This window comes from Nocardiopsis sediminis, assembly GCF_042650565.1.
Taxonomy (GTDB): Bacteria; Actinomycetota; Actinomycetes; order Streptosporangiales; family Streptosporangiaceae; genus Nocardiopsis_B; species Nocardiopsis_B sediminis.
Genome location: NZ_JBHSBH010000012.1, coordinates 196,080 through 218,015, shown reverse-complemented (window position 1 = coordinate 218,015; position 21,936 = coordinate 196,080). Strand labels below are relative to the sequence as shown.

Annotated in this window: 18 protein-coding genes; 10 read left to right on the top strand and 8 right to left on the bottom strand. The window is 73.1% G+C overall.

Translation table 11 applies throughout. From position 1 onward, the window contains the following. The first annotated feature begins 226 nt into the window (after positions 1 to 226). On the top strand, positions 227 to 1,576 hold the full coding sequence (locus ACFOVU_RS19055; RefSeq protein WP_378535519.1) for an MFS transporter: 1,350 nt from the start codon (positions 227 to 229) through the stop codon (positions 1,574 to 1,576). Positions 1,577 to 1,653: 77 nt separating this feature from the next. On the opposite strand, the gene ACFOVU_RS19050 is transcribed toward ACFOVU_RS19055, so the two are convergent. Further along, a complete protein-coding gene (locus ACFOVU_RS19050) occupies positions 1,654 to 3,399 on the bottom strand; it encodes an L-lactate permease (protein WP_378535517.1) in 1,746 nt (581 codons plus the stop codon). A gap of 619 nt (positions 3,400 to 4,018) precedes the next feature. Here ACFOVU_RS19050 and ACFOVU_RS19045 point away from each other — a divergent pair. Genes ACFOVU_RS19045 through ACFOVU_RS19030 form a run of 4 tightly spaced genes read left to right on the top strand, consistent with a single transcriptional unit; the run spans position 4,019 to position 7,030 of the window. Then, positions 4,019 to 4,249 (top strand): hypothetical protein, encoded by a 231-nt coding sequence (locus tag ACFOVU_RS19045; protein WP_378535515.1) that lies wholly within the window; start codon positions 4,019 to 4,021, stop codon positions 4,247 to 4,249. An 11-nt stretch (positions 4,250 to 4,260) separates the two neighbouring features. Then, complete coding sequence (locus ACFOVU_RS19040) at positions 4,261 to 4,986, top strand: hypothetical protein (RefSeq protein ID WP_378535513.1); 726 nt, start codon at positions 4,261 to 4,263, stop codon at positions 4,984 to 4,986. Beyond that, positions 4,986 to 5,915, top strand: a complete 930-nt coding sequence (locus ACFOVU_RS19035) for a DUF6895 family protein (protein ID WP_378535511.1) — start codon at positions 4,986 to 4,988, stop codon at positions 5,913 to 5,915. The genes ACFOVU_RS19040 and ACFOVU_RS19035 overlap by 1 nt, the downstream gene beginning before the upstream one ends. Beyond that, positions 5,912 to 7,030: a serine hydrolase domain-containing protein gene (locus ACFOVU_RS19030; protein ID WP_378535509.1), complete on the top strand. Its 1,119-nt coding sequence runs from the start codon at positions 5,912 to 5,914 to the stop codon at positions 7,028 to 7,030. Before ACFOVU_RS19035 ends, ACFOVU_RS19030 begins: the two co-directional genes overlap by 4 nt. Positions 7,031 to 7,201: 171 nt before the next feature. On the opposite strand, the gene ACFOVU_RS19025 is transcribed toward ACFOVU_RS19030, so the two are convergent. Both ACFOVU_RS19025 and ACFOVU_RS19020 read right to left on the bottom strand, forming a co-directional pair. Next, the gene (locus ACFOVU_RS19025) at positions 7,202 to 7,489 is read right to left on the bottom strand and encodes a hypothetical protein (RefSeq protein ID WP_378535507.1); all 288 of its coding nucleotides are present in this window, start codon (positions 7,487 to 7,489) and stop codon (positions 7,202 to 7,204) included. Positions 7,490 to 7,568: 79 nt separating this feature from the next. Continuing rightward, positions 7,569 to 8,345, bottom strand: a complete 777-nt coding sequence (locus ACFOVU_RS19020; protein ID WP_378535505.1) for a L,D-transpeptidase — start codon at positions 8,343 to 8,345, stop codon at positions 7,569 to 7,571. A gap of 287 nt (positions 8,346 to 8,632) precedes the next feature. Between ACFOVU_RS19020 and ACFOVU_RS19015 the strand changes: the two genes are divergently transcribed. Together ACFOVU_RS19015 and ACFOVU_RS19010 are read left to right on the top strand one after the other, a co-directional pair. Beyond that, positions 8,633 to 9,340 carry a response regulator transcription factor gene (locus tag ACFOVU_RS19015; protein WP_378535504.1) on the top strand — a complete coding sequence of 236 codons (708 nt, stop codon included), beginning with the start codon at positions 8,633 to 8,635 and terminating at the stop codon, positions 9,338 to 9,340. Further along, entirely contained in the window at positions 9,321 to 11,450 is a 2,130-nt protein-coding gene (locus ACFOVU_RS19010; RefSeq protein ID WP_378535502.1) for a sensor histidine kinase, read from the top strand. The genes ACFOVU_RS19015 and ACFOVU_RS19010 overlap by 20 nt, the downstream gene beginning before the upstream one ends. Positions 11,451 to 11,496: 46 nt before the next feature. On the opposite strand, the gene ACFOVU_RS19005 is transcribed toward ACFOVU_RS19010, so the two are convergent. Beyond that, entirely contained in the window at positions 11,497 to 12,156 is a 660-nt protein-coding gene (locus tag ACFOVU_RS19005) for a hypothetical protein (RefSeq protein ID WP_378535500.1), read from the bottom strand. Positions 12,157 to 12,296: 140 nt separating this feature from the next. Beyond that, positions 12,297 to 12,701, bottom strand: coding sequence for a pyridoxamine 5'-phosphate oxidase family protein (locus ACFOVU_RS19000; protein WP_378535498.1), 405 nt, complete (start codon positions 12,699 to 12,701; stop codon positions 12,297 to 12,299). Between the two features lie 209 nt (positions 12,702 to 12,910). Between ACFOVU_RS19000 and ACFOVU_RS18995 the strand changes: the two genes are divergently transcribed. Beyond that, positions 12,911 to 13,591, top strand: coding sequence for a hypothetical protein (locus tag ACFOVU_RS18995; RefSeq protein WP_378535496.1), 681 nt, complete (start codon positions 12,911 to 12,913; stop codon positions 13,589 to 13,591). A gap of 258 nt (positions 13,592 to 13,849) precedes the next feature. Here the strand turns inward: ACFOVU_RS18995 and ACFOVU_RS18990 are convergent, their stop codons facing one another. Further along, positions 13,850 to 14,974, bottom strand: a complete 1,125-nt coding sequence (locus ACFOVU_RS18990; RefSeq protein ID WP_378535494.1) for a S1 family peptidase — start codon at positions 14,972 to 14,974, stop codon at positions 13,850 to 13,852. Positions 14,975 to 15,899: 925 nt separating this feature from the next. On the opposite strand from ACFOVU_RS18990, the gene ACFOVU_RS18985 reads away from it, so the two are divergent. Together ACFOVU_RS18985 and ACFOVU_RS18980 are read left to right on the top strand one after the other, a co-directional pair. Continuing rightward, positions 15,900 to 17,240: an LCP family protein gene (locus ACFOVU_RS18985; RefSeq protein ID WP_378535492.1), complete on the top strand. Its 1,341-nt coding sequence runs from the start codon at positions 15,900 to 15,902 to the stop codon at positions 17,238 to 17,240. A gap of 348 nt (positions 17,241 to 17,588) precedes the next feature. Beyond that, a complete protein-coding gene (locus tag ACFOVU_RS18980; protein WP_378535490.1) occupies positions 17,589 to 18,872 on the top strand; it encodes a L,D-transpeptidase in 1,284 nt (427 codons plus the stop codon). Positions 18,873 to 19,243: 371 nt separating this feature from the next. Here ACFOVU_RS18980 and ACFOVU_RS18975 read toward each other — a convergent pair whose 3' ends face one another. After that, positions 19,244 to 20,146, bottom strand: a complete 903-nt coding sequence (locus ACFOVU_RS18975) for a hypothetical protein (RefSeq protein WP_378535488.1) — start codon at positions 20,144 to 20,146, stop codon at positions 19,244 to 19,246. 352 nt (positions 20,147 to 20,498) lie between these two features. Further along, positions 20,499 to 21,539, bottom strand: coding sequence for a hypothetical protein (locus ACFOVU_RS18970; protein WP_378535486.1), 1,041 nt, complete (start codon positions 21,537 to 21,539; stop codon positions 20,499 to 20,501). Positions 21,540 to 21,936: the final 397 nt, after the last annotated feature.

The following is a 21,936-nucleotide window of genomic DNA, read 5'->3' as shown; positions in this document are numbered from 1 at the left end:
CGCGGGACTCCGTGGTGCGGGTGGGGCGGCAGTTTCCCCGCCCGCACCACGCACCGAAGATTTACGCATAACCCCAGGTAGTTCGGTTATCACTCGATACAGGGATCTAGCTACCCAGAGTCATAATCCCTGGTCGTGGATCCGATTACACATGTCTGCTTTCGGGTAGTTCCATCCCGCTTATGGGACGTGGATGTGATCGGACCCGATAGCGGAAGGGGTGCCCATGGCCGCTGATGACCGGCAAGATCCCGAACCGAACCAATCGGCGGTCAGACGGGCGATCGCCGCCGCCGCCATCGGTAACTGCACCGAGTGGTTCGACTTCGGGGTCTACGCCTACGTCGCCACCATGGTGGGGGCGGCGTTCTTCCCCTCGGGGGACCCCGCGATCCAGACCCTCTCGGCGTTCGGCGTCTTCGCCGTCTCCTTCCTGCTGCGCCCCCTGGGCAGCATCTTCTTCGGCCCCCTCGGCGACCGGATCGGCCGGCAGCGGGTCCTCGCGGTCACGATCTTCCTGATGGCCGGCGCCACGTTCGTCATCGGCTGCCTGCCGACCCACGCACAGATCGGCGTCGCGGCGCCGATCCTCTTCCTGATGGCCCGCATGGTCCAGGGCTTCGCCACCGGCGGTGAGTACGGCGGCGCCGCCACGTTCATCGCGGAGTACTCCCCTGACAAGCGACGGGGTTTCCTCGGCAGCTGGCTGGAGTTCGGCACCCTCGCCGGGTTCGCGCTGGGCGCCAGCATCCCCACCGTCCTCACCCTCACCCTCGGCGAGGACGCCATGTTCGCGTGGGGCTGGCGGATCCCCTTCCTGATCGCCGGCCCGCTGGGTGCGATCGGTCTGTACCTGCGGAAGAAGCTGGAGGACACCCCGGCGTTCCGCGAGATCAGCGACGAGCGGAAGATCGCACGGTCACCCCTGCGCACGCTGATCCGGCACAACTGGCGGATGCTGCTCATGCTCGTCGGCATCGTCATCGTGCTCAACGTCGGCAACTACGTGCTGCTCACCTACATGGAGACCTACCTCGCCGAGGTGCTATCGCTGCCCCGGACCGTGGCGCTGATGTCGATGGTGGTGGTGATGGTCGCCATGATGGGCATCATCCTGCCGGTGGGCGCACTGACGGACCGGGTCGGGCGCAAACCGCTCCTGGCGTCGGCGTGCGTCTCCTACATCGTGCTCGCGGTACCTGCGTTCCTGCTGATCCACCAGGGCACGCTGGCGCTCACCATCACGGGCCTGGCCCTGCTCGCCCTCTGCCAGGTGCAGCTCCTGGGCACCATCCCTTCGGCCCTCCCGGCGCTCTTCCCGACACCGGTCCGCTATGGGGCGTTCTCGATCGGCTACAACATCTCCACTGCGTTGTTCGGCGGCACCGCGCCCTTCATCATCCAGGCGCTGGTCACCGGCACCGGCAACCAGATGTGGCCGGCCTACTACCTGATGGCCGCCGCCGTGATCTCCCTGGGCCCGGTCCTGCTGTCGCCGGAGACCGCGGGCCGGCCGCTGCTCAAGGAGAACCCCGCGAGGGCGGTCACCCCGGTCAAGCCGATCAAGCCGACCTAGCCCGAGGACGCGCGGCGCCCCGGTGCCGGGAGGGCGTGCCCTCCCGGCACCCGACGCCCCCGCCGACGGTGCCGACGTCAGGGCAGCATCCAGCCCAGGACGCCGGTCGATTGCAGGTACACGAGCACGCACATGCCCAGGAGCATGACCAGGCCCCACCCGAAGACCCTGCGGAAGAGGTCGCCCTCGCGGCCGGCCAGCCCGGTGGCGGCCGCGGCGATCGCCAGGTTCTGCGGCGAGATCATCTTGCCGAGGACGCCGCCGGAGGAGTTGGCGGCGGCCATGAGCACGGGGTCCAGTCCGATGTTGTCGGCCGCCGCCACCTGGAGCGTCCCGAACAGGGCGTTGGCGGAGGTGTCGGAGCCCGTCACCGCGACCCCGATCCAGCCCAGGATCGGCGAGAAGAAGGCGAACAGCGTTCCCGCCCCCGCGATCCAGTGGCCGATCGTGATCGTCTGCCCGGACAGGTTCATGACGTAGGCGAGCGCCAGGACCGCCGCCACCGTCACGATCGGGGCCGCCAGCTGGCGGAGGGTGTCGGCGTAGGCGCGCAGCACCGCCGCCGGCCGCAGGCGCAGGATCGCGGCGCTGACCAGGCCCGCCAGGAGCAGCAGCGTCCCTCCGGAGGCCAGCCAGTCGAACCGGAAGGTCGCCGCTGTGGCGGGCTCGCCGCTCAGCGACAGCACGTCCAGCCCGGGCCAGGGGACGACCACCGTGGTGGCGGCCAGCAGGTCCCGCAGCGGGCCGAACTGGGCGATGGAGAACACGGCGATGATCACCGCGTAGGGCGCGTAGGCGAGCAGGACGTCGCCGCGGCGCAGCGGGCCGTCGTCGGCGGGGACAGCGGGGCCCGCAGGGGTGCCCGCATCGGTCCCGCCGGCGGGACCGGTACCCGTCGACGGCGCGGCGGCGCTCCCGCGGCCCGACGGCGCGGCTGGCGCGGGCTCCTCGGGCGCCTCCTGCGCGGCGCGCTCCCCGGTGAGCACCATGGCCGGGCTCCAGTAGCGCAGCAGCAGGACCGCGGCGCCGGTTCCGGCGAACGCGGCGACGATGTCGGTGAGCTGGACCGACATGTAGTTGGCCGCGGCGAACTGCCCCACGGCGAAGGCGACCCCCACCACGACGGCGGGCAGCCACGTCTGGCGCAGCCCGCGGCGGCCGTCGACGATGTAGACGAGCACCAGCGGCACGAAGCACGCCAGGACCGGGGTCTGCCGGCCCACCACCGCGCTCAGCTCCTGGAGGGGCAGCGCGGTGATGTTGGACAGCGTGATGATCGGGGTGGCCAGCGCGCCGAAGGCGACCGGGGCGGTGTTGGCGACGAGGGTCACCACCGCCGCCTTCATCGGCCGGAAGCCGAGACCGATGAGCATGACCGCGGTGATGGCGACGGGCGTGCCGAACCCGGCGAGCGCTTCGAGCAGGCCGCCGAAGCAGAACGCGATGATCATGGCCTGGATGCGCAGATCGGGCGAGATGGAGCTGACCGACCGGCGCAGAGTGGTGAAGTGGCCGGTGGCGACGGTCATCGTGTAGATCCAGATCGCGTTGACCACGATCCACATGATGGGGAAGAGCCCGAAGGCGGCCCCTTCGGTGGCGGCGAGCGCGGCCTGCGAGACGGGCATCCCGTAGGCGGCGACCGCGACCACGATCGCGCACGCCAGCGCCCCGAGCCCGGCCCATTGGGCGCGCAGCCGCAGGACACCGAGCAGGAGGAACAGGACGAGCAGCGGGAGGGTGGCCACCAGGGCCGACCAGGCGAGGGAGTCGGCGACGGGATCGAGTTGGGGGCGGTAGGCGGCGAGCGGCGCTGGGGGCACGACGCGGTTCCCTTCGTCGCGGCCACCGGACCGCGGCGCGGCACCGGACGGCGCGCGTCGTCAGCGGGGCTGCGCACCCGGAGCTCAGCCCGCTTTCCGCAAATCGGAATATACGGTCCGATGAACGAAAGACATTAAAGAACGTGACGGCGATCACGTCAACCCGTTAGCACCGCTCCCCGCCCGGACGGGCGGGCGGCACCGGCCCGGACCGCCCCGCAGGCGCCGCCGCATCCGCCTCTCCGCAACGACGTGGCGCCGACCCCCCGAAAGAACGGCCGGGAGAGGCATTCCCCGTCCGCAATCGCGCCGAGCGACACGCCCGCTTGTATTCAGACCGAAAAACCGCGGGACGCAGACGGGGATTCGGACCCGACATCCAAAGCGAATTAAGCGGATTTTTGCGTTGATTTTGGTACCGCCGGTCACCCCCGGAGACCACGGAAACCCGGCCGGTACGGCGACGCGCGAACATCGCTCGAATCGCGGTCGACACGCATTCGTGTTAAGCGGAACCCAAAACTTGATATACGGGTCCGTGGAGGCTTGTCTGACCTCGTCGGCCTGACGCATGGTTATCCCTGGAAGTACACATTCCCGATCACAAGGGGTGATCCGTATGGCCATGTCAGCGACCGCTCTCGCGACCGAAACCGACCGCATGACCATCGACCGGCTGGTGGCCGGCGACGAATTGCTGCAAATGCCGTCGCACGCGGCGCCCCGGGGTGAGGCCAAGCTCCTCCTCGCCCTTCTCGCGCTGCTGTCCACCGACCCCGATGGCGGCGAGCCCATCGAGGACGCCCACGGCGGCGTGGTCCAGAGCCTCGCAATTGCACGTTCCTTCTAGAAAGTTCATCAATGCTGACCTCATCGCCACCGACCAGGGTCGAAACGGCCACCGAAATTCTGGCGGCCGACTTGGCCCGAGCCGTGGGAGAAACCGGCTGCGCCCTTCCGCTGGCGCGACGTGTCGCCGAAATCGACGACAACGGCAGCGGCCAAGGGGCGGTCCGTGTCACCGGCGCGGACGTCCTGGCTCCTTTTCTGCTGTCCGGCCGGGTTCCCGACGACGATGATGTCGCCGTAGTGCAGGCGTCGGTGCGGGTCTTCCCCGCGCCGGCGCCCGCCGCGGTCGCCGACCCCGTGTGGGCGGCGCGCGACTGGGCCCTCAGCCGCGTGCTGGCCCGCTTCGGCATCGACGCGTCTTCCTGGGACGGCCTCGCCGCCATCGACGGCGACCCCGCCTCGGTCCTGCCCTCGCTCGGCACGGCCGAGCCGTGGGCGCCGTGGGCCCTCACTCTCGCCCGGCTGTCGTCGCTGGCCCTGCCCGGGCTCGACGGCGCCGCACGCGACGCGGCCCTGAGCCGGCGCACCGACCTCGTCCGGGGGCTCACCCGGTCGATGCTGCGCCGCGACCACCTCACCGCCGCCCGGCTCGCCCGGTGGCTCGCGATGGACTGCGCGCAGCTGCCCGAGCCGCTGCTCGCACCGGCGATCGAGCAGCTCGACCTGCTCGCCCTGGACGAACCCAGGACCCGCCTGGAACTCGCCATCGCCCGCCACATGATGCAGAGGGAGTCCTGATGGACACGCGCACGATCCGGCTGGCCCACAAGGTCAGCGACGCCGCGCTCGACTGGCTGGGCAGTGTGCGCTCCCTGTTCGCGCTCGACCGCGACACGCCCGACCACGAGATCGACGGCAACGCGCTCAAGTCGCTGAGCGAGCTGTCCCTCGCGCTGGGCCTCATCCGGCGCGAGCGGGTCTCGGGGCCGCGCACCTCCGAGATCGCCGACACCATGTTCGATTTCACCTGGCGGGAATTCCGCGAGGGCGACCTGCTGTACCGGCTACAGCAGCACACCCCCGCGGCTACCCACCCGCTGGAGATCTACTCGCCGTTCGTCGACGCCGACTACCGCCACCTGCCGCTGGAGCGGCTCCTGCACCACCTGAGCGGGCTCCGGTCCTGGCAGGTGCCCGAGCACGTGCCCAACCGGCGCCTGGCGGTCGTCGCCGCGGCGCAGCGGGCGGGGCTGCCGGTGCACGAGGACGTCGCGGACATCACCCGCCAGACCTGGCTGGGCGGCATGCCCGAGCCGTGGATGCTCGACGCCAACAACGCCTACGGGGTCACCCACACGGTCTTCCACCTGACCGACTGGGGCGCCGACCCGGAGAGCCTGCCGCAGGAGCTCGAGGACTACCTGCACCGGTGGCTGCCGGTATGGGTGGACGTCTTCGACGAGACCCGGTTCTGGGACCTCCTGGCCGAGTTCCTGCTGGTGGGCGTCTGCCTGCGCACCCCGATCTTCTTCCCGGAGGTCTGGGAGCACCTCGCCGAGGCCCAGCTGGACAACGGCATGGTGCCCAATGGCGTGACCCGGCCGTCCGAGGACGTCGAGCGCGCGTTCATCAACCACCACCACCCGACCCTGGTGGCGGTCATCGCCGCCACGATGACCGTGTCGCGCGCGCTCCGGCCGGTGCTCGTGCCCGCGGAGGCCGTGTGACCACTCCGCCCGCGGCCGATCGCCTGTCGGACCTGATCGACGTGCACGCGCGCCCCCTCGTCACCGAGGGGGTCGCGCCCGCCGTCGGCGCCGCCCTGATCCGCGGCGACGACGAAGCGGTGCTGGCGATCGGCCGCTGCGGAGGAGACGACGGCCCGCCGGCCGACGGGCGGACCGTGTTCGAGGTCGGCTCGCTGTCCAAGACGTTCACCGCCCTGCTGCTGGCCGTGATGGCCGCGCAGGGCGACGTCGCGCCGGCGGACCCGCTCGATGCGTACCTGCCGCCCGGCGCGGCACCGCGCCGCAGCGGCCCGCCGGCCACGCTGACCGACCTCGCCACGCACACCAGCGGGCTGCCGAGGCTGCCGCGGAACCTGTTCCCGCGCGCCGCCGCCCGCTGGCTCTCCGATCCCTATGCGCGCTACTCCCGCGACGACCTTTACCGCGCCACCGGGCGGGCGCGGCTGAAGAGGTCCGATCCGCCTGTGCCGCGCTACTCGACCTTCGGCACGGGCCTGCTCGGCCAGGTCCTCGCCGACTCCGCCGGCACCGGCTACCCGGCGCTGCTCGCCGACCGCGTCCTTGCGCCGCTGGGCATGCGCGACAGCGACGGTGGGGCACCGCCCGGCGCCGGGGCCGCCGGGGGCGCGCCCGATCCCGGGCCGCAGGGCGGCCCGGGGCGGAGCGAGGCGGTCGGCCACCGGCGCGGGCGCCCGGTGGGGCCGTGGCACTTCGACGCCCTCGCGGGGGCCGGCGCCGTGCGCTGCACCCCCGCCGACATGCTGCTGTACCTGCGCGCCCACCTCGACCCGGCCGCCATCGGCGGGGCCTTGCCGGAGGCGGTGGCCGCCGTCCGCCGCTCCTACCACCCGCTCGGCGGGAAGGCCGGCGCGAAGGGCACCACCATCGGCCTGGCCTGGAACCAGCGGGCCACCCGCGGCCACACCCTTTACTGGCACACCGGCGCCACCGGCGGGTTCACCGCGTTCGCGGGGTTCAGCCCGACCGCGGGGGCGGGCGTCGCGGTGCTCGCCAACGCCACGCCGGTCCGCGGTCAGCCGGTCCTGCGGGCCGCGCGGCGGCTGTTCCGCGCGGCGGTGTTCCCCGACAGCTGAACGGGCGCCGCCGGGTATCCCGGCCGCGCCCGCGCGTACGCCGCGGAACAGGCGCACCGCCCCGTTCGTCACCGTCCGGCGGGCGCGACGGTGCGCACCGGCCGCGGTGTTCGCGGAGCCCGCGGCCCCGTGAGAACACCGCGGCCCGCGGCGGCGCACCTGTGCGGGCGCTCAGCCCGTGTAGTCGGGGTCCCGCTCGACCGGCTCGGCGGGCGCGGCCTCAGCCGGCGGGGTGTCCTCGGCGGGAGGCTGCGGGGCATCCTCGGCGGGAGGTTCCTGCGAGGGCGCCGTGGTCGGCTCCGGAGAGGGGCCGCGGCTCGGCTCCGGCGCGGGGGCCGGGGCCTGCTCCTCCGGCGCGGCCGGCGGCTCGGGCGCGGCGGCGTCGGCGAGCACGGGGGCCGCGCCGAACAGCGCGGCGGCGGCGATTCCGGTGGCGAGCAGGGCGGACTTCAAACGCATGGTGGTCCTTTCGATGGATCGGTGTCCCGCAGGACGTGGAAGGTGCCGGTGGTAGAGGGCCGTGGCCGGGGCCCGGCGGTCAGGCGTCGATCTCGACCGGCGTGCCGATCGGCAGGTTCTCCGCCATCCACGTGATGTCGTCGTTGGCGACGCGGATGCAGCCGTGGCTGACTTCGCGGCCCAGCGCGCCTTCATCGTCGGTGCCGTGCACCGCGAGCTGGCCCGGGCCGCCGGCGAAGGTCTCCAGCGTCTCGGAGAACCCGCTCAGTCCGAAGGCGTAGGCGCCGTAGACGCCGTCGGGGTCCGGGGGCCGGAGCAGTTCGGTGAAGTAGTAGCGGCCGGGCGGGGTGGGCGTCTCGCTCTCCCCGGTGCCGATCACGCCACTGCGTACCTCCTCCTCTCCGTTGTTGACGGCGAAGGTGAACTCCCCCAAGTCGATCCGGAGACCCCAGAGAGTGGTCGACAGCTCCACCTCGTCGCTGCGCACCCAGCCGGTGCTGCCGTTGGGCCTGACGGGCAGGAGCACCTCCAGCCACTCGCCCTTGGTGCGCTCGACCAGGAAGGTGCGGTCGACGCCGAAGCTGTTCGGGCTCTCCAGCGTCTCGATCACCTCGCCGCCGGGCTCGGCGAAGACGTCGATGTCCCCGCCGGTGACCGTGGCGATCTCGGCACCGGCCGCCTCCGCGCCCGCTTCCGGCCCCGCCGCCCCCGAGACCGCCTCCTCCGGTTCCTGCGCCTGGCCGCCGGCGGCTTCCGGCGAGCAGGCGGTGAGGACGGCGAGGAAGGCGAAGGCGGACAGCGGCAGCAGCGCTCTCTGCGGGGCCCGGCGGGGGCCGGCGGGCGTCGATCGGTGCATGGGTCTTCCATCCGGCGTCGGTTCGGCGGCCGGCTCCGCTGACCGCGGCGACGGCCGCCCCTGGAGGGGCAGGGCGTCCCGGCGGGGCGCCCCCACCGGATGATCACGAAGAGTGGCCGATGGATATGAAGGACCTGTGTGCCCGTTGTGTGGGTTTTGTGTGGGTCCCGGCCCCCGCCCTTTCCCGGGCGGCGGTGCGTGCCGCGCGCCGCGTACGATCGAGCCCGCCCCGGGGGACTCCGGCGGCGTGGCCGGCCGGACCGCGATCGGAAGAGAGGCAGACCCGGATGTGCGCCCATGTGCTGGTCGCGGAGGACGACGTGAACCAGGCCGAGCTGATCCGCCGCTACCTGGAGCACGAGGGGCACAGCGTGGTGGTCGTGCACGACGGCCGCGCCGCGATCACCGAACACCGGCGCACCTTCCCCGATCTCGTGGTGCTCGACGTGATGATGCCGGGCATGGACGGGCTGGACGCCTGCCGGGCCCTGCGCGCGGAGTCCGATGTGGCGGTCCTGATGCTCACCGCCCGCTCCACCGAGGACGACCTGCTCGCCGGCCTCGACCTGGGCGCCGACGACTACATGACCAAGCCCTACAGCCCGCGGGAGCTGATGGCGCGCGTGCGCACGCTGCTGCGCCGTTCCCGGCGGACCGCCCGGGACCCCGATCCGGTGCTGCGCGCGGGACCGTTGACGGTCGACCCGGCCCGGCACACCGTCCACCTCGACGGCGCACCGGTCGAGTGCACGCCCGCCGAGTTCGACCTGCTCACGGCGTTCGCGCAACGGCCGGGGCAGGTCTTCACCCGGGCGCAGCTCCTGGAACGGATCCACGGGATCGACCGCTTCATCACCGAGCGCACGATCGACGTGCATGTGAAGAACCTGCGCAAGAAGGTCGAGCCCGATCCCCGCTCCCCGGTCCGGCTGATCACCGTCTACGGGGTGGGCTACAAGCTGAACGGATCCGCCGATGGCACGCGCCCGGAGTAGGCGAGGGGCGAGCGCTACGGACCGCTCCGGGACGCCGGGCGGCCGGGGGGCGCTGCGGCACAGCCTGCTCGCGCGCATGCTCGCCGGGTCGATCCTGGTCGCCGTCTGCTCGATCACGGCGACGGCGTGGGTGGCCGTGCAGGGCACGTCGGAATCGCTCAACGTGGAGCAGGGCGAGACCCTGGCCGTCGACACCCGTATCCACGACGCCCTCATGGGCTACGCGGCCACCCATACCGGCTGGGACGGCGTGCAGGCCACCGTCGACGAGCTGGCCGAGGAGACCGACCGCCGCATCGCGCTGGCCACCGAGAACCGGCGGCCCATCGCCGACTCCGCCGCGGGCGGGTCCGAGGCCGCGCCGCCCCTGCCGCCGCGGACGTCCTCCGTCGTGGACCCCTTGGCGGTGGACGTCACCTTCGCCGCCGACGCCGCCGACCGGATCGACCCGCGGGCGGTCGGGCCCTTCGCCTTGGACGAAGCCGACCGGTCCCGGCTCGCGGACATCGCGGAGTCGGGGGCGGACTGCCTGGCGGCGGAGTACGCGATCGCGGCGGAGGTGGACACCGCGACGAGCGGGCGCCCGATCGTCGACGTGCCGGACGGCGGCTCCGACCGCGTGTCGTGGTCCGCGTGCGGACTGGACGCGCTCGGCACGCCCACCGGGAGCGAACGGGAGGCGCTGGCGGAGGTCAACGAGCTGATCGCCGACTGCCTGGAACCCCATGGGTTGTCGGCCGTCTACCGGATCGACGCCTTCACGGGAGGCGGCGTGGTGGATTCGGGCTATGACTCGGCCGCCGGACCTGCGGCGGACGAGGCGTCGGCCCCGGGCGACGGCGCGCCGGACGAGGGCTACCCGACCTCGGGCCCCGTGCCCGAACCGTCCCCCGACCCGCAGGAGCCGGAGCCCAGCCCGCCCCCCTCGGAGGTGCCGCAGCCGGCTCCCGCGCCCCAGCTGCCGGCCCCCGCCGACCCCGGGCTCCAGGAGCCCGCCGAGCAGGAGCCGGCCCCCGAACCCACCACGGCCGCTCCGGCGCCGGTCCCGCCCGAGACCGATCCGCGCATCGCCTCCTGCGTCGACTCGGCCCGGCGCGACCAGCTCGGCCCCTACGTGGCGCCGGCCGCCCTGCTGTTCATCGACGATCCCGAGGCCGCCGCGGAGCCCGGCCTCGCACTGTCGCGCGAGGGCCTGTTCCAGGTCTCCGCCGTCGTGCTGCTGGTGCTGGTGCTGACCGTAGGGGTGAGCGTCGTGCTCTCGACCCGGCTGGTTCGGCCGGTCCACGCCCTCACCGCGGCCGTCCAGCGCATGCGCGACGGCGACAGGGCGGCACGGGTGGCCGTGCGCGACTCCGGCGAGGTCGGCCGGCTGGCCAAGGCGTTCAACGAGATGTCCGAGCACCTGGAACAGCTGGAGGAACAGCGCAAGGCGATGGTCAGCGACGTCTCGCACGAGCTGCGCACACCGCTGAGCAACGTCCGCGGCTGGCTGGAGGCGGCCCAGGACGGCGTCGCCGAACTGGAGCCGGATCGGATGGCGATGCTCATCGAGGAGACGCTGCTGCTCCAGCGCATCATCGACGACCTCCAGGAACTGGCGCTCGCCGACGCCGGGAAGCTGCGGCTGACACCGGAGCCGCTGGACGTACGCGACCTGGTCGACCAGGTCGTCGCCAGCCACCGGCTGCGGGCGGAGTCGGCGGGGCTGCGGCTGGAGACCGACACCGCGGACGTGCCCTTGGTGGCCGACCGCGCCCGGCTGCTCCAGGCGATCGGCAACCTGGTCGGCAACGCCCTGCGCCACACCCCGGCACCGGGCACCGTCACCGTCCGGGCGCGTACCGAGGCCGGTCACGCGGTCATCGAAGTCGCCGACACCGGCGTGGGGATCGCCCCCGAGGACCTGCCCAACGTGTTCAGCCGCTTCTGGCGAGCGGAGAAGTCCCGCAGCCGCCGAACGGGGGGCAGCGGCCTCGGCCTGGCCATCGTCCGCAACCTGGCCGAACTCCACGGCGGCACGGCAGAGGCGCAGAGCACCTTGGGAGAGGGGTCGGTGTTCACCCTGCGGCTGCCGCTGGACGGTCCGGCGGCCAAGGGGGAAGCCCAATGAGCCGCTGAGGGGCGCCCTCGACCCGCCCCACCGGTGGGGTGGGCCGTCAGGCGAACAGGTCCGGGCGGAAGTGCTGGGCCTGGGTGAGGAGGGGGTTGGTGAGGTCGGGCTCGCCGGCGGCGGAGAAGGAGACGGCCACCGGGACGAGGCCGGTGGCGGGGTCGCGGGGCTGGGAGGCGAGGGTGTGGCGCAGGGCGGCCGGGGCGGATGGCGGGACCACGCGCTCGCCCCAGCCGATGAGGCCGTGGGAGCGGATCACCGCGGGCTCGACGCGGATGGGGCCTGCGAACACGGGGCGGCCCATGACGGTGCGCGGGCCCTGCCGGTCCAGTACGGTGCCCACGGCGGTGACGTCCGGCCAGCGCATCCGGACCTCGAAGCCCTGGGAGTCCCGCAGCTCCACCCCCACAGGGGAGGACGTCACCACCGTCCCGGTGAGCATCCGGCGCACCTTGACGCCCAGGGAGAGGGTGGCGATCGCGGCGGCGACCAGGCCGCATGCCACGCCCGCGACGGTCCCGGTCCCCTCGGCGAGGGTCTCGAACAGGATCGAGCCCAGCAGCAGGATCACCACGAAGAGCATCCCCACCACCGCGGCCCAGGGCAGCAGGTAGCGCAGGTAGGCGGCGGCCCCCGCGGACGGGGTGAAGACGGTGACGCCGGGGTCGCCCGGCCGGGGCCAGCCACTGGGGGAGGTTTCGGACATGGGGGCAGGATAGCGACGCGGGACGCGCGGGACGAGCCGTTCGTCGCCTCGTCGCCCCTTCTTCCCTCTTCCCTCCGGCTTCCGCTGCCCACCGTTCGGCCGGTCTCCGCGGCCTTCCGCCCGCCTCCGGCCGGCGCGGATCAGACGGTGCCCATGACCCGGGTGATGGTGATCTCGATGACGACGCGCTCGGGGTTGGCCCGGGGCGGCTTGTAGCGCTCCGTGTAGCGGCGCTCGGCGTCGGCGACGGACGCGGGGTCGTCGCGGACCACCGCGCGCCCCTGGAGGGTGGACCAGCGGCGGCCGTCGACCTGGCACACCGCGACCTCGGCGCCCTCGCGCGCCAGCCGCGCCTTGCGCGAACCCCCCGATGTGATCACCCGCGCGATTCCGGCGTCGGCGTCGAGGGTGACCCCCACCGGGACGACGTGCGGCGTCCCGTCGGGCCGGACGGTGGAGAGGGTGGCGACGCGGCGCTCGCGCCAGAAGGCGGCGAACCCCTCGCCTCGAGCGGCGACGATCGCCGCGGGCCGTGTGGTATTCATCGTGCCCACCGTAACGCCGGGTGGACGGCGCGCGACGGCGGGTCCCGGTCCGGCGCCTACGCCGGGCCCGCCTTTTACCCCCACTGTGACCTGCGCCGACACCGCCGGGTGTGAGATCCGCGCTTGACAACCCGCCCCGGGTTCGCCAATGCTCGCGGGTCACGTGCGGACGGCCCGTGCGGTCCCCGCTTCCTCCGAAAGGTCCCCTCGTGAACGATTTCCTGCTCGTCCTGACCGGCGCGGCGATCAGCCTGGTGAGCAGCGTGACGGTCACCTGGCTCCAGGCGCGGCAGCTGCGCCGGGGTGAGCTGCGCGTCGCCGCGCGCGACTCCACCCGGCAGCTCACCGGCCTCTTCATCGCCGAACGCGACCTCCAGGGCGCCGGGCCGAGCCCGGCCCTGGCCGAGGCGGAGATGATGGCGGTGGCGATCGCCGACCGCCGCACCCGCGACCGCATGCGCGCCCTCATCCGGCTGCTCCGCGAGGCGGGGCTGCCGGAGTTGCAAGAGCTGAGCGGGACGAAGGCGGAGCCGGCGCGGCGCGTGCTGTGCGACCACGCCCTGGAGGTCCTGGGGGCGCACTTCCGCGGGGAGCGGCTGCCCGCGCTGCCGCCCCAGGTGCAGAAGATGCTGGACGTCGAGGACGAGGCGCTGAACATCCACGCGGGCGGGGCGCCGAAGCCGAAGGCACCCGCGGTCTCCGCTCCGGCGGCCGAGGCCGAGTCGCCGGCGCCCTCCCGGGCGCGGGCCGGGGCGCGGCGCAAGACGCGCGCCGCCCAGGAGAGCGGCGCCTCGGGCAAGAGCGGCGGGAAGTCCGCGAAGGCCAAGGAGGGGGCGACCGGCACCGACGAGGACGGCGACGAGGTCGACAGCGCCTTCTGGAACGACTGAGCAGCGGGCCCGTGCCCGGGGCGCCGGAGGCCCCGTGGTGGTGGACTGCCGCGCCTCTCCTTCGCGGCGGACCGCCAGGCCGGCCCGGGGGCGGGGCCGGGACACCGTTCCGGCACCCTTCCCTTTCGCCGCTCGCCGCCGCGGCACCGACAGCAGGAGGCCCCTGCGGCCGCGCCGTGCGAGCGCGGCCGCAGGGGCCCTTGTCGTGCGGACCCGAGGCCGGGGGACAGCCCCGGGGGACCGCTCAGGGCGGGGAGGTCAGCCTCGGGTGAGGGTGAGGCCCCACTGGCTGAGGATCGGGTTGACGGGCTGGTAGTAGGTGGTGCCGCCGGAGGAGCAGTTGCCGGAGCCGCCGGACGTCACGCCCTGCGCCTGGCTGCCGCTGACCCAGGAGCCGCCGGAGTCGCCGGGCTCGGCGCACACGTTGGTGCGGGTGAGGCCGCTGACGGTGCCCTGCGGGTAGGTCACGGTGGCGTTCTTGGACTGGATGCTGCCGCAGTGCCAGCCGGTGGTGGAGCCGGAGCGGCAGATGGAGGCGCCGGTAGCGGCCTCGGTGGAGCCGGTGACCGTGACCCTGCCGCCGGAGTAGTTGTTCACGTAGGGGGTGGAGGTCCAGTTGGTGACGTTGCCCACCCAGCCCATGTCACGGCCCGGGAAGACCGAGCCGCGCACCGAGCCGCGGCCGTCGGAGGACGAGACCGAGGCCCCGACCGATCCGCAGTGGCCGGCGGTCACGAACCCGCCGCTGACGGCGAAGCCGATCGAGCAGCGGCTGGTGCCGTTGATGGTGTAGGCGTTGCCGCCGATGATCTGGGCGAAGGTCTCGGGCGCGTGAGCGCTCTCCTCGACCGTCACCGCGGAGGCGTCGACGCCGGCTTCGGCGACGAGCTCCTCGGCGGCGTCCGTTGCGCCCTCGGCGACGGTGACCACGACGCTGTCGTCGGCGAGGTCGACGTACCAGCCGTGGACGCCCTCGCCGTAGTCGGGGGCGTTGTCGTCGAGGGTGGCGACGATGGAGTCGAGCGTGGCCTCGCCGTGGTCGACGACCCGGGCCTGGGCCCCGGCCGCCTCCACGGTGCCTGCCGCGGCGGCGTCGGTGACCGAGACGGTGAGCTCACTGGTCTCGGTGTCGAAGACCGCACCGCCGAAGGCGCTGCCGAGGGTTTCGGCGAGCTCGGCCTCGGTGGCCAGGGCTTCGTCCTGGGCCGTGAGCAGTTCGGTGGCCTCGGCGGTGGTGAGGCCGAGGTCGCGCTCCATGGCAGCGAGCTGCGCGGGGGAGCTGACATCGGGGGCTTCGGCCGACGCGGTGGTCGCCGCGGTCACGACCAGGCCGGAACCGAGAAGGAGCGCGCCCATGGTTCTGATGTAGGGGGATTTTCGCACGTGCCTGACTCCTTGAGCGGGGGATTGGAACAAGGGGGACAGCAGTGTCGAGACGAGTCTCGAAGTGTGACCTCCGGCGGAGCGCGGGCCTGGTGGGCCCCTTCTCCGCCGTTGCCCACCGAACCATCAGTGAACGATTCGAAACCATAAGTGAAGAGCACCCGTCGCAACAGACCCGGTACGGGACGAAAAAGCGCGACATGCCGCGATATCCACCCGCCGGCCTGGCGCGGACGGCGACCTCCGGGGCCGGATCCCAGCGCCTCCTACATCGCGTTTCATCAAGGCGAAATCGTCGCCGGAACTTTCACGATCTTCGCGTTCACCCGGCGGCGTGGCCGGATGCGGCCATTTTTTCCACAGGCCGTGAGACCGTTCGGCCCGCTCGGCGCACGGCGCGAGACACACGCGGACGTTTGCCTGATCCCGTTCAACACCGTGGCCACCGCGTGCACTCACCGTGAACGGCGCGCTCCCCCGGCGTAGCGCCCCGGTGTTCACGGGACGCCGGCACCGGCCCCCTTCACCGACCGATGCGGGCCGGTCACCCAGCTCGCGCCGACCACGATCCGCGTCCGCAGCGCCGCCGGCCCGCACATCCGCCGCCGGGCCCGCCGCCCGGCCGCGCCCGCGCCGGCGGCACCGGGCCGGGCGCCTCGATACGTCCTGCCCCTTATTCCCCTCAGGCGGAATCCGTGCGCAATTGGCCGGGAGATCTTCCGGTCACCGAACATGAATTCGGGCATCCCTCACGCGCGTTTCTTGTCCGGATCTCGTAGGATCTCTCTACACCACGGCGGCCCTCCCCCACCCCGTTGCTCGTCGACTCCCCCCGTGCCTTGTGGCGCCCGCGTGCGTGAGAGCGCCGGTGCCCGGTATCCGGGGTCCCCTCCGCTCCCCGCCTACTCGCCGAGAAGATGCGCCTATGCCCGAAGACGCCGCCGAGCCCACGTCCGAGCACGTCGAACCCGGCGCCCAGCCGTCCGGCACCGAGAACACCGGCACCGACGCCGCCACCAACGCCGCGGCCCCGGATACCCAACCCCCGGCCCCCCGCCGCAGGCGCTGGCGGCGCACCGCCGCGTGGACCGCCGCGGCCATCGCCCTCGCCCTCGTCGCCGGTACCGGGACCGCCTACGCCTACTACCGCTCCCTGCGGGGCAACATGACCCGGCACGACCTCGGCGCCACCCTCGACGAGGCGGAGCGGCCGCCCAAGATCGGCGACGACGTCAACATCCTCTTCATCGGGTCCGACGGCCGCGAAGGCGGCAACTCCGACTACGGGGGCCGCGACTTCGTCGGCGAGCGCTCCGACTCGCTGATGCTCGCGCACATCTCCCCCGACAGCCGCGTCACCGTGGTCAACTTCCCCCGCGACTCCCTGGTCCAGCTCCCCGACTGCGACCCCTACGGCGAGACCGAGGGCACCGGCGGCTACTACGGGATGATCAACTCCGCGCTGTTCCACGGCGGCCCGCCCTGCGTCGTCAAGACCATCGAATCGCTCACCGACATCCGCATCGACCACTTCGCCCACCTCAGCTTCGTGGGCTTCCGCGACATGGTCGACGCCATCGGCGGGGTGGACATGTGCATCCCGGAGCCGATGCAGGACGAACGCGCCCGGCTCGACCTCGAAGCCGGCGACCAGACCCTGACCGGCGAGGAGGCCCTGGGCTTCGTCCGCGCCCGCTACGAGATCGGCGACGGCGGCGACATCGGCCGCATCGACCGCCAGCAGATGTTCCTCGGCGCGCTGGCCGACCAGGTCACCAGCAGCGACGTCCTCACCAGCCCGGCCAAGATGACCGGCCTGCTGGAGGCCGTCTCCGAGCACACCGCGACCGACGAGGACCTCCAGCTCAGCCGGATGGTCTCGATCGGCACCACGCTCGCCGACGCCCAGCTCTCCGACATCGCCTTCTACACCGTGCCGTGGTTCCAGGCGCCGATGGACCCCAACCGCGTCATCTGGGACGAGGAGAACGCCGCGGAGCTGTTCGCCGCCATCGCCGCCGACCGCCCCGTCGACGACCGGATCCTGGAGACCGGCGAAGCGGAGGAAGGCTCCGGCTCCGAGGGCGCCGACCCCTCGGCGTCGCCCGGCGCGGCCGGCCCGTCGCCGGAGGCCTCCCCCCAACCCTCTCCCGAGGCCGGATCCGGCACCGACGGCGCCGAGGCCGACGGCACGGGGATCGAGGGCCGCGACGCCACGTCCAACCCGTGCGTCAACGGACTCGGCGAAGGCACCGAGGACATGTAAGGCCGGCGGAACACGCCCCCGGACCGCGCCTTTCGCCGGCCGGGCCCACTGACCTCGGGCCCGGACCGCGAAAGGCGCGGCCGCTTCCGGCCGGATCGGCCGCGCCTTGAGGGCGTTCCCGCAGGCTGAGCAGGCGATATCGGCGGCTCAGGTCTCAGGATCATCTTTTTTCAGAAAATCCTCAGATGCGCCGAACCTTTTGCCCCCTTTCGCACGTCAGAATGGTTCGAGCGCCCCTGTCCCCGGGCCCACCCCACGCGCCGCACCGGCCCCTCGCGCACGGAGCGAGGCGCGATCGACGGAACAGCCGGGACCGCGCCCCCTCAACCGACGACCTGGAGGTCCCACGTGACACCCCGCTCCCCTCTGCGCCGGTCCCGCCGGCCGGCCGTGCTGTGCGCCGCGGCCGTGGCCACGGTGCTCGCGGCGTCGGCCTGCTCCACCGGCGAGGGCGATCTCGCCGGTGAGGACGCCGGATCGACCGAAGAGGCGAGGCTGTCCATCACCCCCGAGGACGGCGCCGACGAGATCCGCCCGAACGAGCCGATCACCGTCACCGCCGAATCCGGCAAGATCACCGACGTCACGGTGGAACAGGCCGGCGGGTCCGGTGAGAGCCTGCCGATGACGGGGACCCTCAACGGCGACGAGAACGAGTGGGTCAGCGACTGGACCCTGGTCCCGGGCGCCGACGTCGTCGTCACCGCCACCGCCGAGAACGGCGCGGGCGAGGCCACCGAGGTGGTCAGCGAGTTCACCACCCTCGAGGCCACCGAGGGCCAGCGGCTGGAGTTCAAGGCCGACACCCCCGCGCAGCAGATGCTCACCGAAGGCCCCGTCGGCGTCGGGATGCCGATCATCATCGACTTCGACATGCCGGTGGAGAACCGCGAGCAGGTCGAGGCGGCCATGGAGGTCACCTCGGAGAAGCCGGCCCAGGGCGCCTGGAACTGGTTCGGCGACAAGCAGGCGGTCTTCCGTACCGAGGAGTACTGGGAGCCGGACCAGAAGGTCACCGTCGACCTGCACTTGGCGGGGGTCGAGGCCTCCGACGGCGTCTACGGCATCGAGGACACCTCGATCGAGTTCGAGGTCGGGCGCTCCCAGATCACCGACATCGACGAGGACGAGCACCAGATGGTGGTCGAGTCCGACGGCGAGACCGTCAAGGAGTTCCCGGTCAGCCTGGGCATGGCCACCACCCGCGCCTACACCACCACCAGCGGCGTGCACCTGACCATGGGCAAGTTCACGAACTTCCGCATGAGCAACGACACCATGGGCGTCCCCAAGGACTCCCCCGAGTGGTACGAGGAGTACGTCGCCCACGCCGTGCAGATCTCCAACTCCGGCGAGTTCCTGCACACCGCCGACTGGAACTATCAGCTGGGCGAGGCCAACACCAGCCACGGCTGCGTGAACATGAGCGTCGAGGACTCGGCGTGGTTCTACGAGAACAGCCTGCCCGGCGACCCGGTCGTCATCACCGGCACCGACCGCGAGCTGGAGGTCGACAACGGCTGGGGCTTCTGGCAGCGGGGCTGGGAGGACTGGGTGGCCGAGAGCGCGACCGGCGAGGCCGACGACACGGGCGAGGCCGGTGCCCCGGGCTCCCCGCACGTCGCGGAGTGATCCCGCGCCGGGGTGAACCCCGGCGATGAAGGCGAAGCGAATGGCCGCCACCCCTCAGGGGTGGCGGCCATTCTTCATCTCATAAAGCGGCCCCGGACCGCGGGCGGATCCTCGGGGTGTGCGTCCTGGAAACCCCCACAGTTCCCAGGACGCCCGGCGTCGAGGACCGTTCTCCCCGTGGTCCGGGGCCTTTCTCTGCTCCCACCCTGGGTGGGAGGTGGCCCCGAGCAGGGGACACGCATCCGGGCCGCGTCCGGGGAACCCCCACAGTTCCCGGGACGCCGCGCTCATCGGACGGGTCGCCTGCCCGCTCGGGGCCGGCGTGCGTCCCACCGCGTGCGGATGCCGGTGGGACGCACGGCTCAGTGGCGTCAGAGAGCGGGGGTACCGATCCCGTTCGCCAGGTCACGGACGCCGGTGACGCCCGTGCTGTCCACAGCGCCCTGCACGACGTCCGAGGCGGCGGCCTCGGCGTCGATGGAGCTCAGACCGTCGGTGAGGCCGGTCTCAGCGGCGGGCAGCGCCTGGGCGACGGTGCCGACGCCCTCGTCCACCTGCGGGGCGTCGCCGACGACCGGCAGCTCGGTGGTGTCGAGGCCGTGGACCGTGATCCGGTTCTCGGGCTGGTGCTCCTCCAGGTGGGAGGAGACGCCCTCGCTGACACCGTCGGCGAGGCCCGTGGTGAGCTCGCCGGTCACCTTGTCGACGGCGCCCTCGGCCTCACCGGCCAGGCGCGGCAGCGCGATGCGGGTGGCCTCGGGGGCGTTGGCCAGCGACGAGGTGGGCAGCTCATTGGCGAGCGGCAGCGTGGCGGTGTCGGGGACCGCGGGCAGCCCCTCGGTGACCGGGACGACGCCGGTACCGGGCGCCTCGGGCAGCAGCCCGGTGAGCTCACCCTGCGCGGTCTGGTGCTCGACGTCGCTCAGGCCGAGCTCGCTCCGGGCGCCGTCGACGACGCCCTGGGTGCCGTCGATCCGCTCCTGGAGGAACGGCGAGACACCCGAGATGTCGCCGCCGGGGGCGGTCACATTGCGCGTCGCGGGAGCGGGCAGCGTGGTCCCCAGGTCCGGGGTGTCGACCCCCTGCACCAGCGACTGGACGCCACCGACGACGTTCGGCAGGCCCTGCGCGGTCGGAACGGACGCCTGCGGGGCGAGGGTGTCGGAGACGCCGAGCGCGTCGGCGCCGGCGATCCCGGCGCCGAGGGCGACGAATCCCGCGGTGCCCGCAGCCACCAGAACGGCCTTGGTGGTGGTCCGAACGAACTGGAACATGAAGTACATCCTTCGTGTCGATTTCGGCTGTGTCTTCGGGGTGGCGGATCACTCCGCCTGTCCGCGGGGCGCCCTGGCCGAGAGCGACCTACGCGGGGGTTCGGTGGTGATGGGTCGTGCTCCCCGGCCGTCCGCAGCCGCGCGTGGCGGGCGCGGGTGTCGGAGGCCGGGATCAACCGGGGGGTCTGGCAGACCGCCGGCTGACGTGAACCCCGCGATGCGAGGGCGCGGGACTCACGTCAGCCCCCAGGAGCGATGTGCTGGGTGGGGCCGGGCTGCTACCGCCGGGAGACGGGGGTGCTCGATTCGGCGCGGCCGCAATGGCACACGCGGGACCCCCGGAGGGCCGGTGCTAGTCCGGCGAGAAGTGCGGCTCGTCGACCGGGCTCTGCGGCACGACGGCGAGCGCGTTGCGCACGGAGGCGGGCAGAGCCGGGGCGGGCGCCGCGGTGAACGCCGCGGGCAGATACCCGGCGAACATCACGGGGACGCCGCCGCTCTGGGCCTGCGGAGCGGAGCCGACCGCCAGCTGCGAGGCGGCGGGGGCCTCGGCGGCGTCCTGCGCCGTGGAGGCGGAACGCTCTGGTGCGGCCTGGCCGGCGCGGCCGAAGGAGGCCGCGGAGTCGATCGCGGGGCGCGCAGAGGACTGCGGCCGGGTGCTGGTGCGGGGGGAGGCGCCGCGCTGCTCCGGTTCGGCGGAGGCGGATGCGTCGTCTGCGCGGCCAGCGACGGGTGCGGTGTCGGCGCGCTCCACGAGCGGGGCGGCGTGCTGAAGGGCGTTCTCGGGCACCGGCAGCAGGCCGCCGAGGCCGAACCGACCATTGCCGTTGCCGGGGCCGTCGCCGTTGCCGGGGCCGTTCAGATGGTGCGCGGCCCCGCGGCCGACACCACTGGAGGATTCGGTGGCCTGCTGGGCCCGAGCCGCCGACTGCGCGGGCGGCTCCGCGGCGGCACCGCGCGCCTGGCCGGTGACCGCGGGGACCGACCGGACGGCTTCGCCGCCGACGGCGCCGACGGACGAGGCGACCTGGGCGACCGAGGGCCGGGGCTCGGGGCGCGCGGGTTCCGGCGCGGGGTCGGTGGCGGGCGGCGGAGCGGCCGCGGGGCCCTCACTGCCGGTGCCCGCCGATTCGGCGGCGGCCTCGGCCGCCTCATCGGCCGCGGAGGCGGCTGATGCGGCGGGGCGGGCGGCGGGCTCCGCTGCCGCGGGGCCCGGTGCATCGGACGCCGCAGGCGCGTCGGCCACGGCCTCGGCCGCGGCGGCGGGGATCTCCGGGCCGGGGCGCTCCTCGGCACCGGCCGGGGCCGCGCCCAGGAACCAGGCCGCGGCGACGAACCCCGCAACGGCCAGCAGGCGGCGCCCGGCCGCATTGGGGACGCCCGGAATGCGCACAACCGCCGGGACGCGCCAAGCGCGTCGCGAGCGGCCCATGCGCGGCATGTGCGTCCCTTTCGGCGGCGGTGGATTGGGGTCGGAGACGCAGGGTGGTGGCGCCTGCCCGGCCGGCGGTCAAGCCGGAGAACCGGGGGCGGAAGGTCTCCCGACAGGACGTGACCGTAGCACGATCATCCGCTGTGGCAATGGAGATCCGGCGGATTTCTTTGTGGAGCGGATCATCCCGTTCACAACACCCCAGCTCAGAGTGGGGCCGTCGATAATTCGACCTTTTCGTACATTTCAGACAATTGACGAGGATTTCGGTCCGGCACGGGACGGAGCCCCTGCGCAGCGCGCTGTGGAGAACACATGACCCACGCGAGGGACTTTCCTCACCCGTCCCCCTTCTCCG

Excerpts from the sequence above, each read along its gene's own strand:
- ACFOVU_RS19055 (WP_378535519.1), top strand. The coding sequence starts at position 227 with ATGGCCGCTGATGACCGGCAAGATCCCGAACCGAACCAATCGGCGGTC.
- ACFOVU_RS19045 (WP_378535515.1), top strand. The coding sequence starts at position 4,019 with ATGGCCATGTCAGCGACCGCTCTCGCGACCGAAACCGACCGCATGACC.
- ACFOVU_RS19040 (WP_378535513.1), top strand. The coding sequence starts at position 4,261 with ATGCTGACCTCATCGCCACCGACCAGGGTCGAAACGGCCACCGAAATT.
- ACFOVU_RS19035 (WP_378535511.1), top strand. The coding sequence starts at position 4,986 with ATGGACACGCGCACGATCCGGCTGGCCCACAAGGTCAGCGACGCCGCG.
- ACFOVU_RS19025 (WP_378535507.1), bottom strand. The coding sequence starts at position 7,489 with ATGCGTTTGAAGTCCGCCCTGCTCGCCACCGGAATCGCCGCCGCCGCG.
- ACFOVU_RS19020 (WP_378535505.1), bottom strand. The coding sequence starts at position 8,345 with ATGCACCGATCGACGCCCGCCGGCCCCCGCCGGGCCCCGCAGAGAGCG.
- ACFOVU_RS19015 (WP_378535504.1), top strand. The coding sequence starts at position 8,633 with ATGTGCGCCCATGTGCTGGTCGCGGAGGACGACGTGAACCAGGCCGAG.
- ACFOVU_RS19010 (WP_378535502.1), top strand. The coding sequence starts at position 9,321 with ATGGCACGCGCCCGGAGTAGGCGAGGGGCGAGCGCTACGGACCGCTCC.
- ACFOVU_RS19005 (WP_378535500.1), bottom strand. The coding sequence starts at position 12,156 with ATGTCCGAAACCTCCCCCAGTGGCTGGCCCCGGCCGGGCGACCCCGGC.
- ACFOVU_RS19000 (WP_378535498.1), bottom strand. The coding sequence starts at position 12,701 with ATGAATACCACACGGCCCGCGGCGATCGTCGCCGCTCGAGGCGAGGGG.
- ACFOVU_RS18985 (WP_378535492.1), top strand. The coding sequence starts at position 15,900 with ATGCCCGAAGACGCCGCCGAGCCCACGTCCGAGCACGTCGAACCCGGC.
- ACFOVU_RS18975 (WP_378535488.1), bottom strand. The coding sequence starts at position 20,146 with ATGTTCCAGTTCGTTCGGACCACCACCAAGGCCGTTCTGGTGGCTGCG.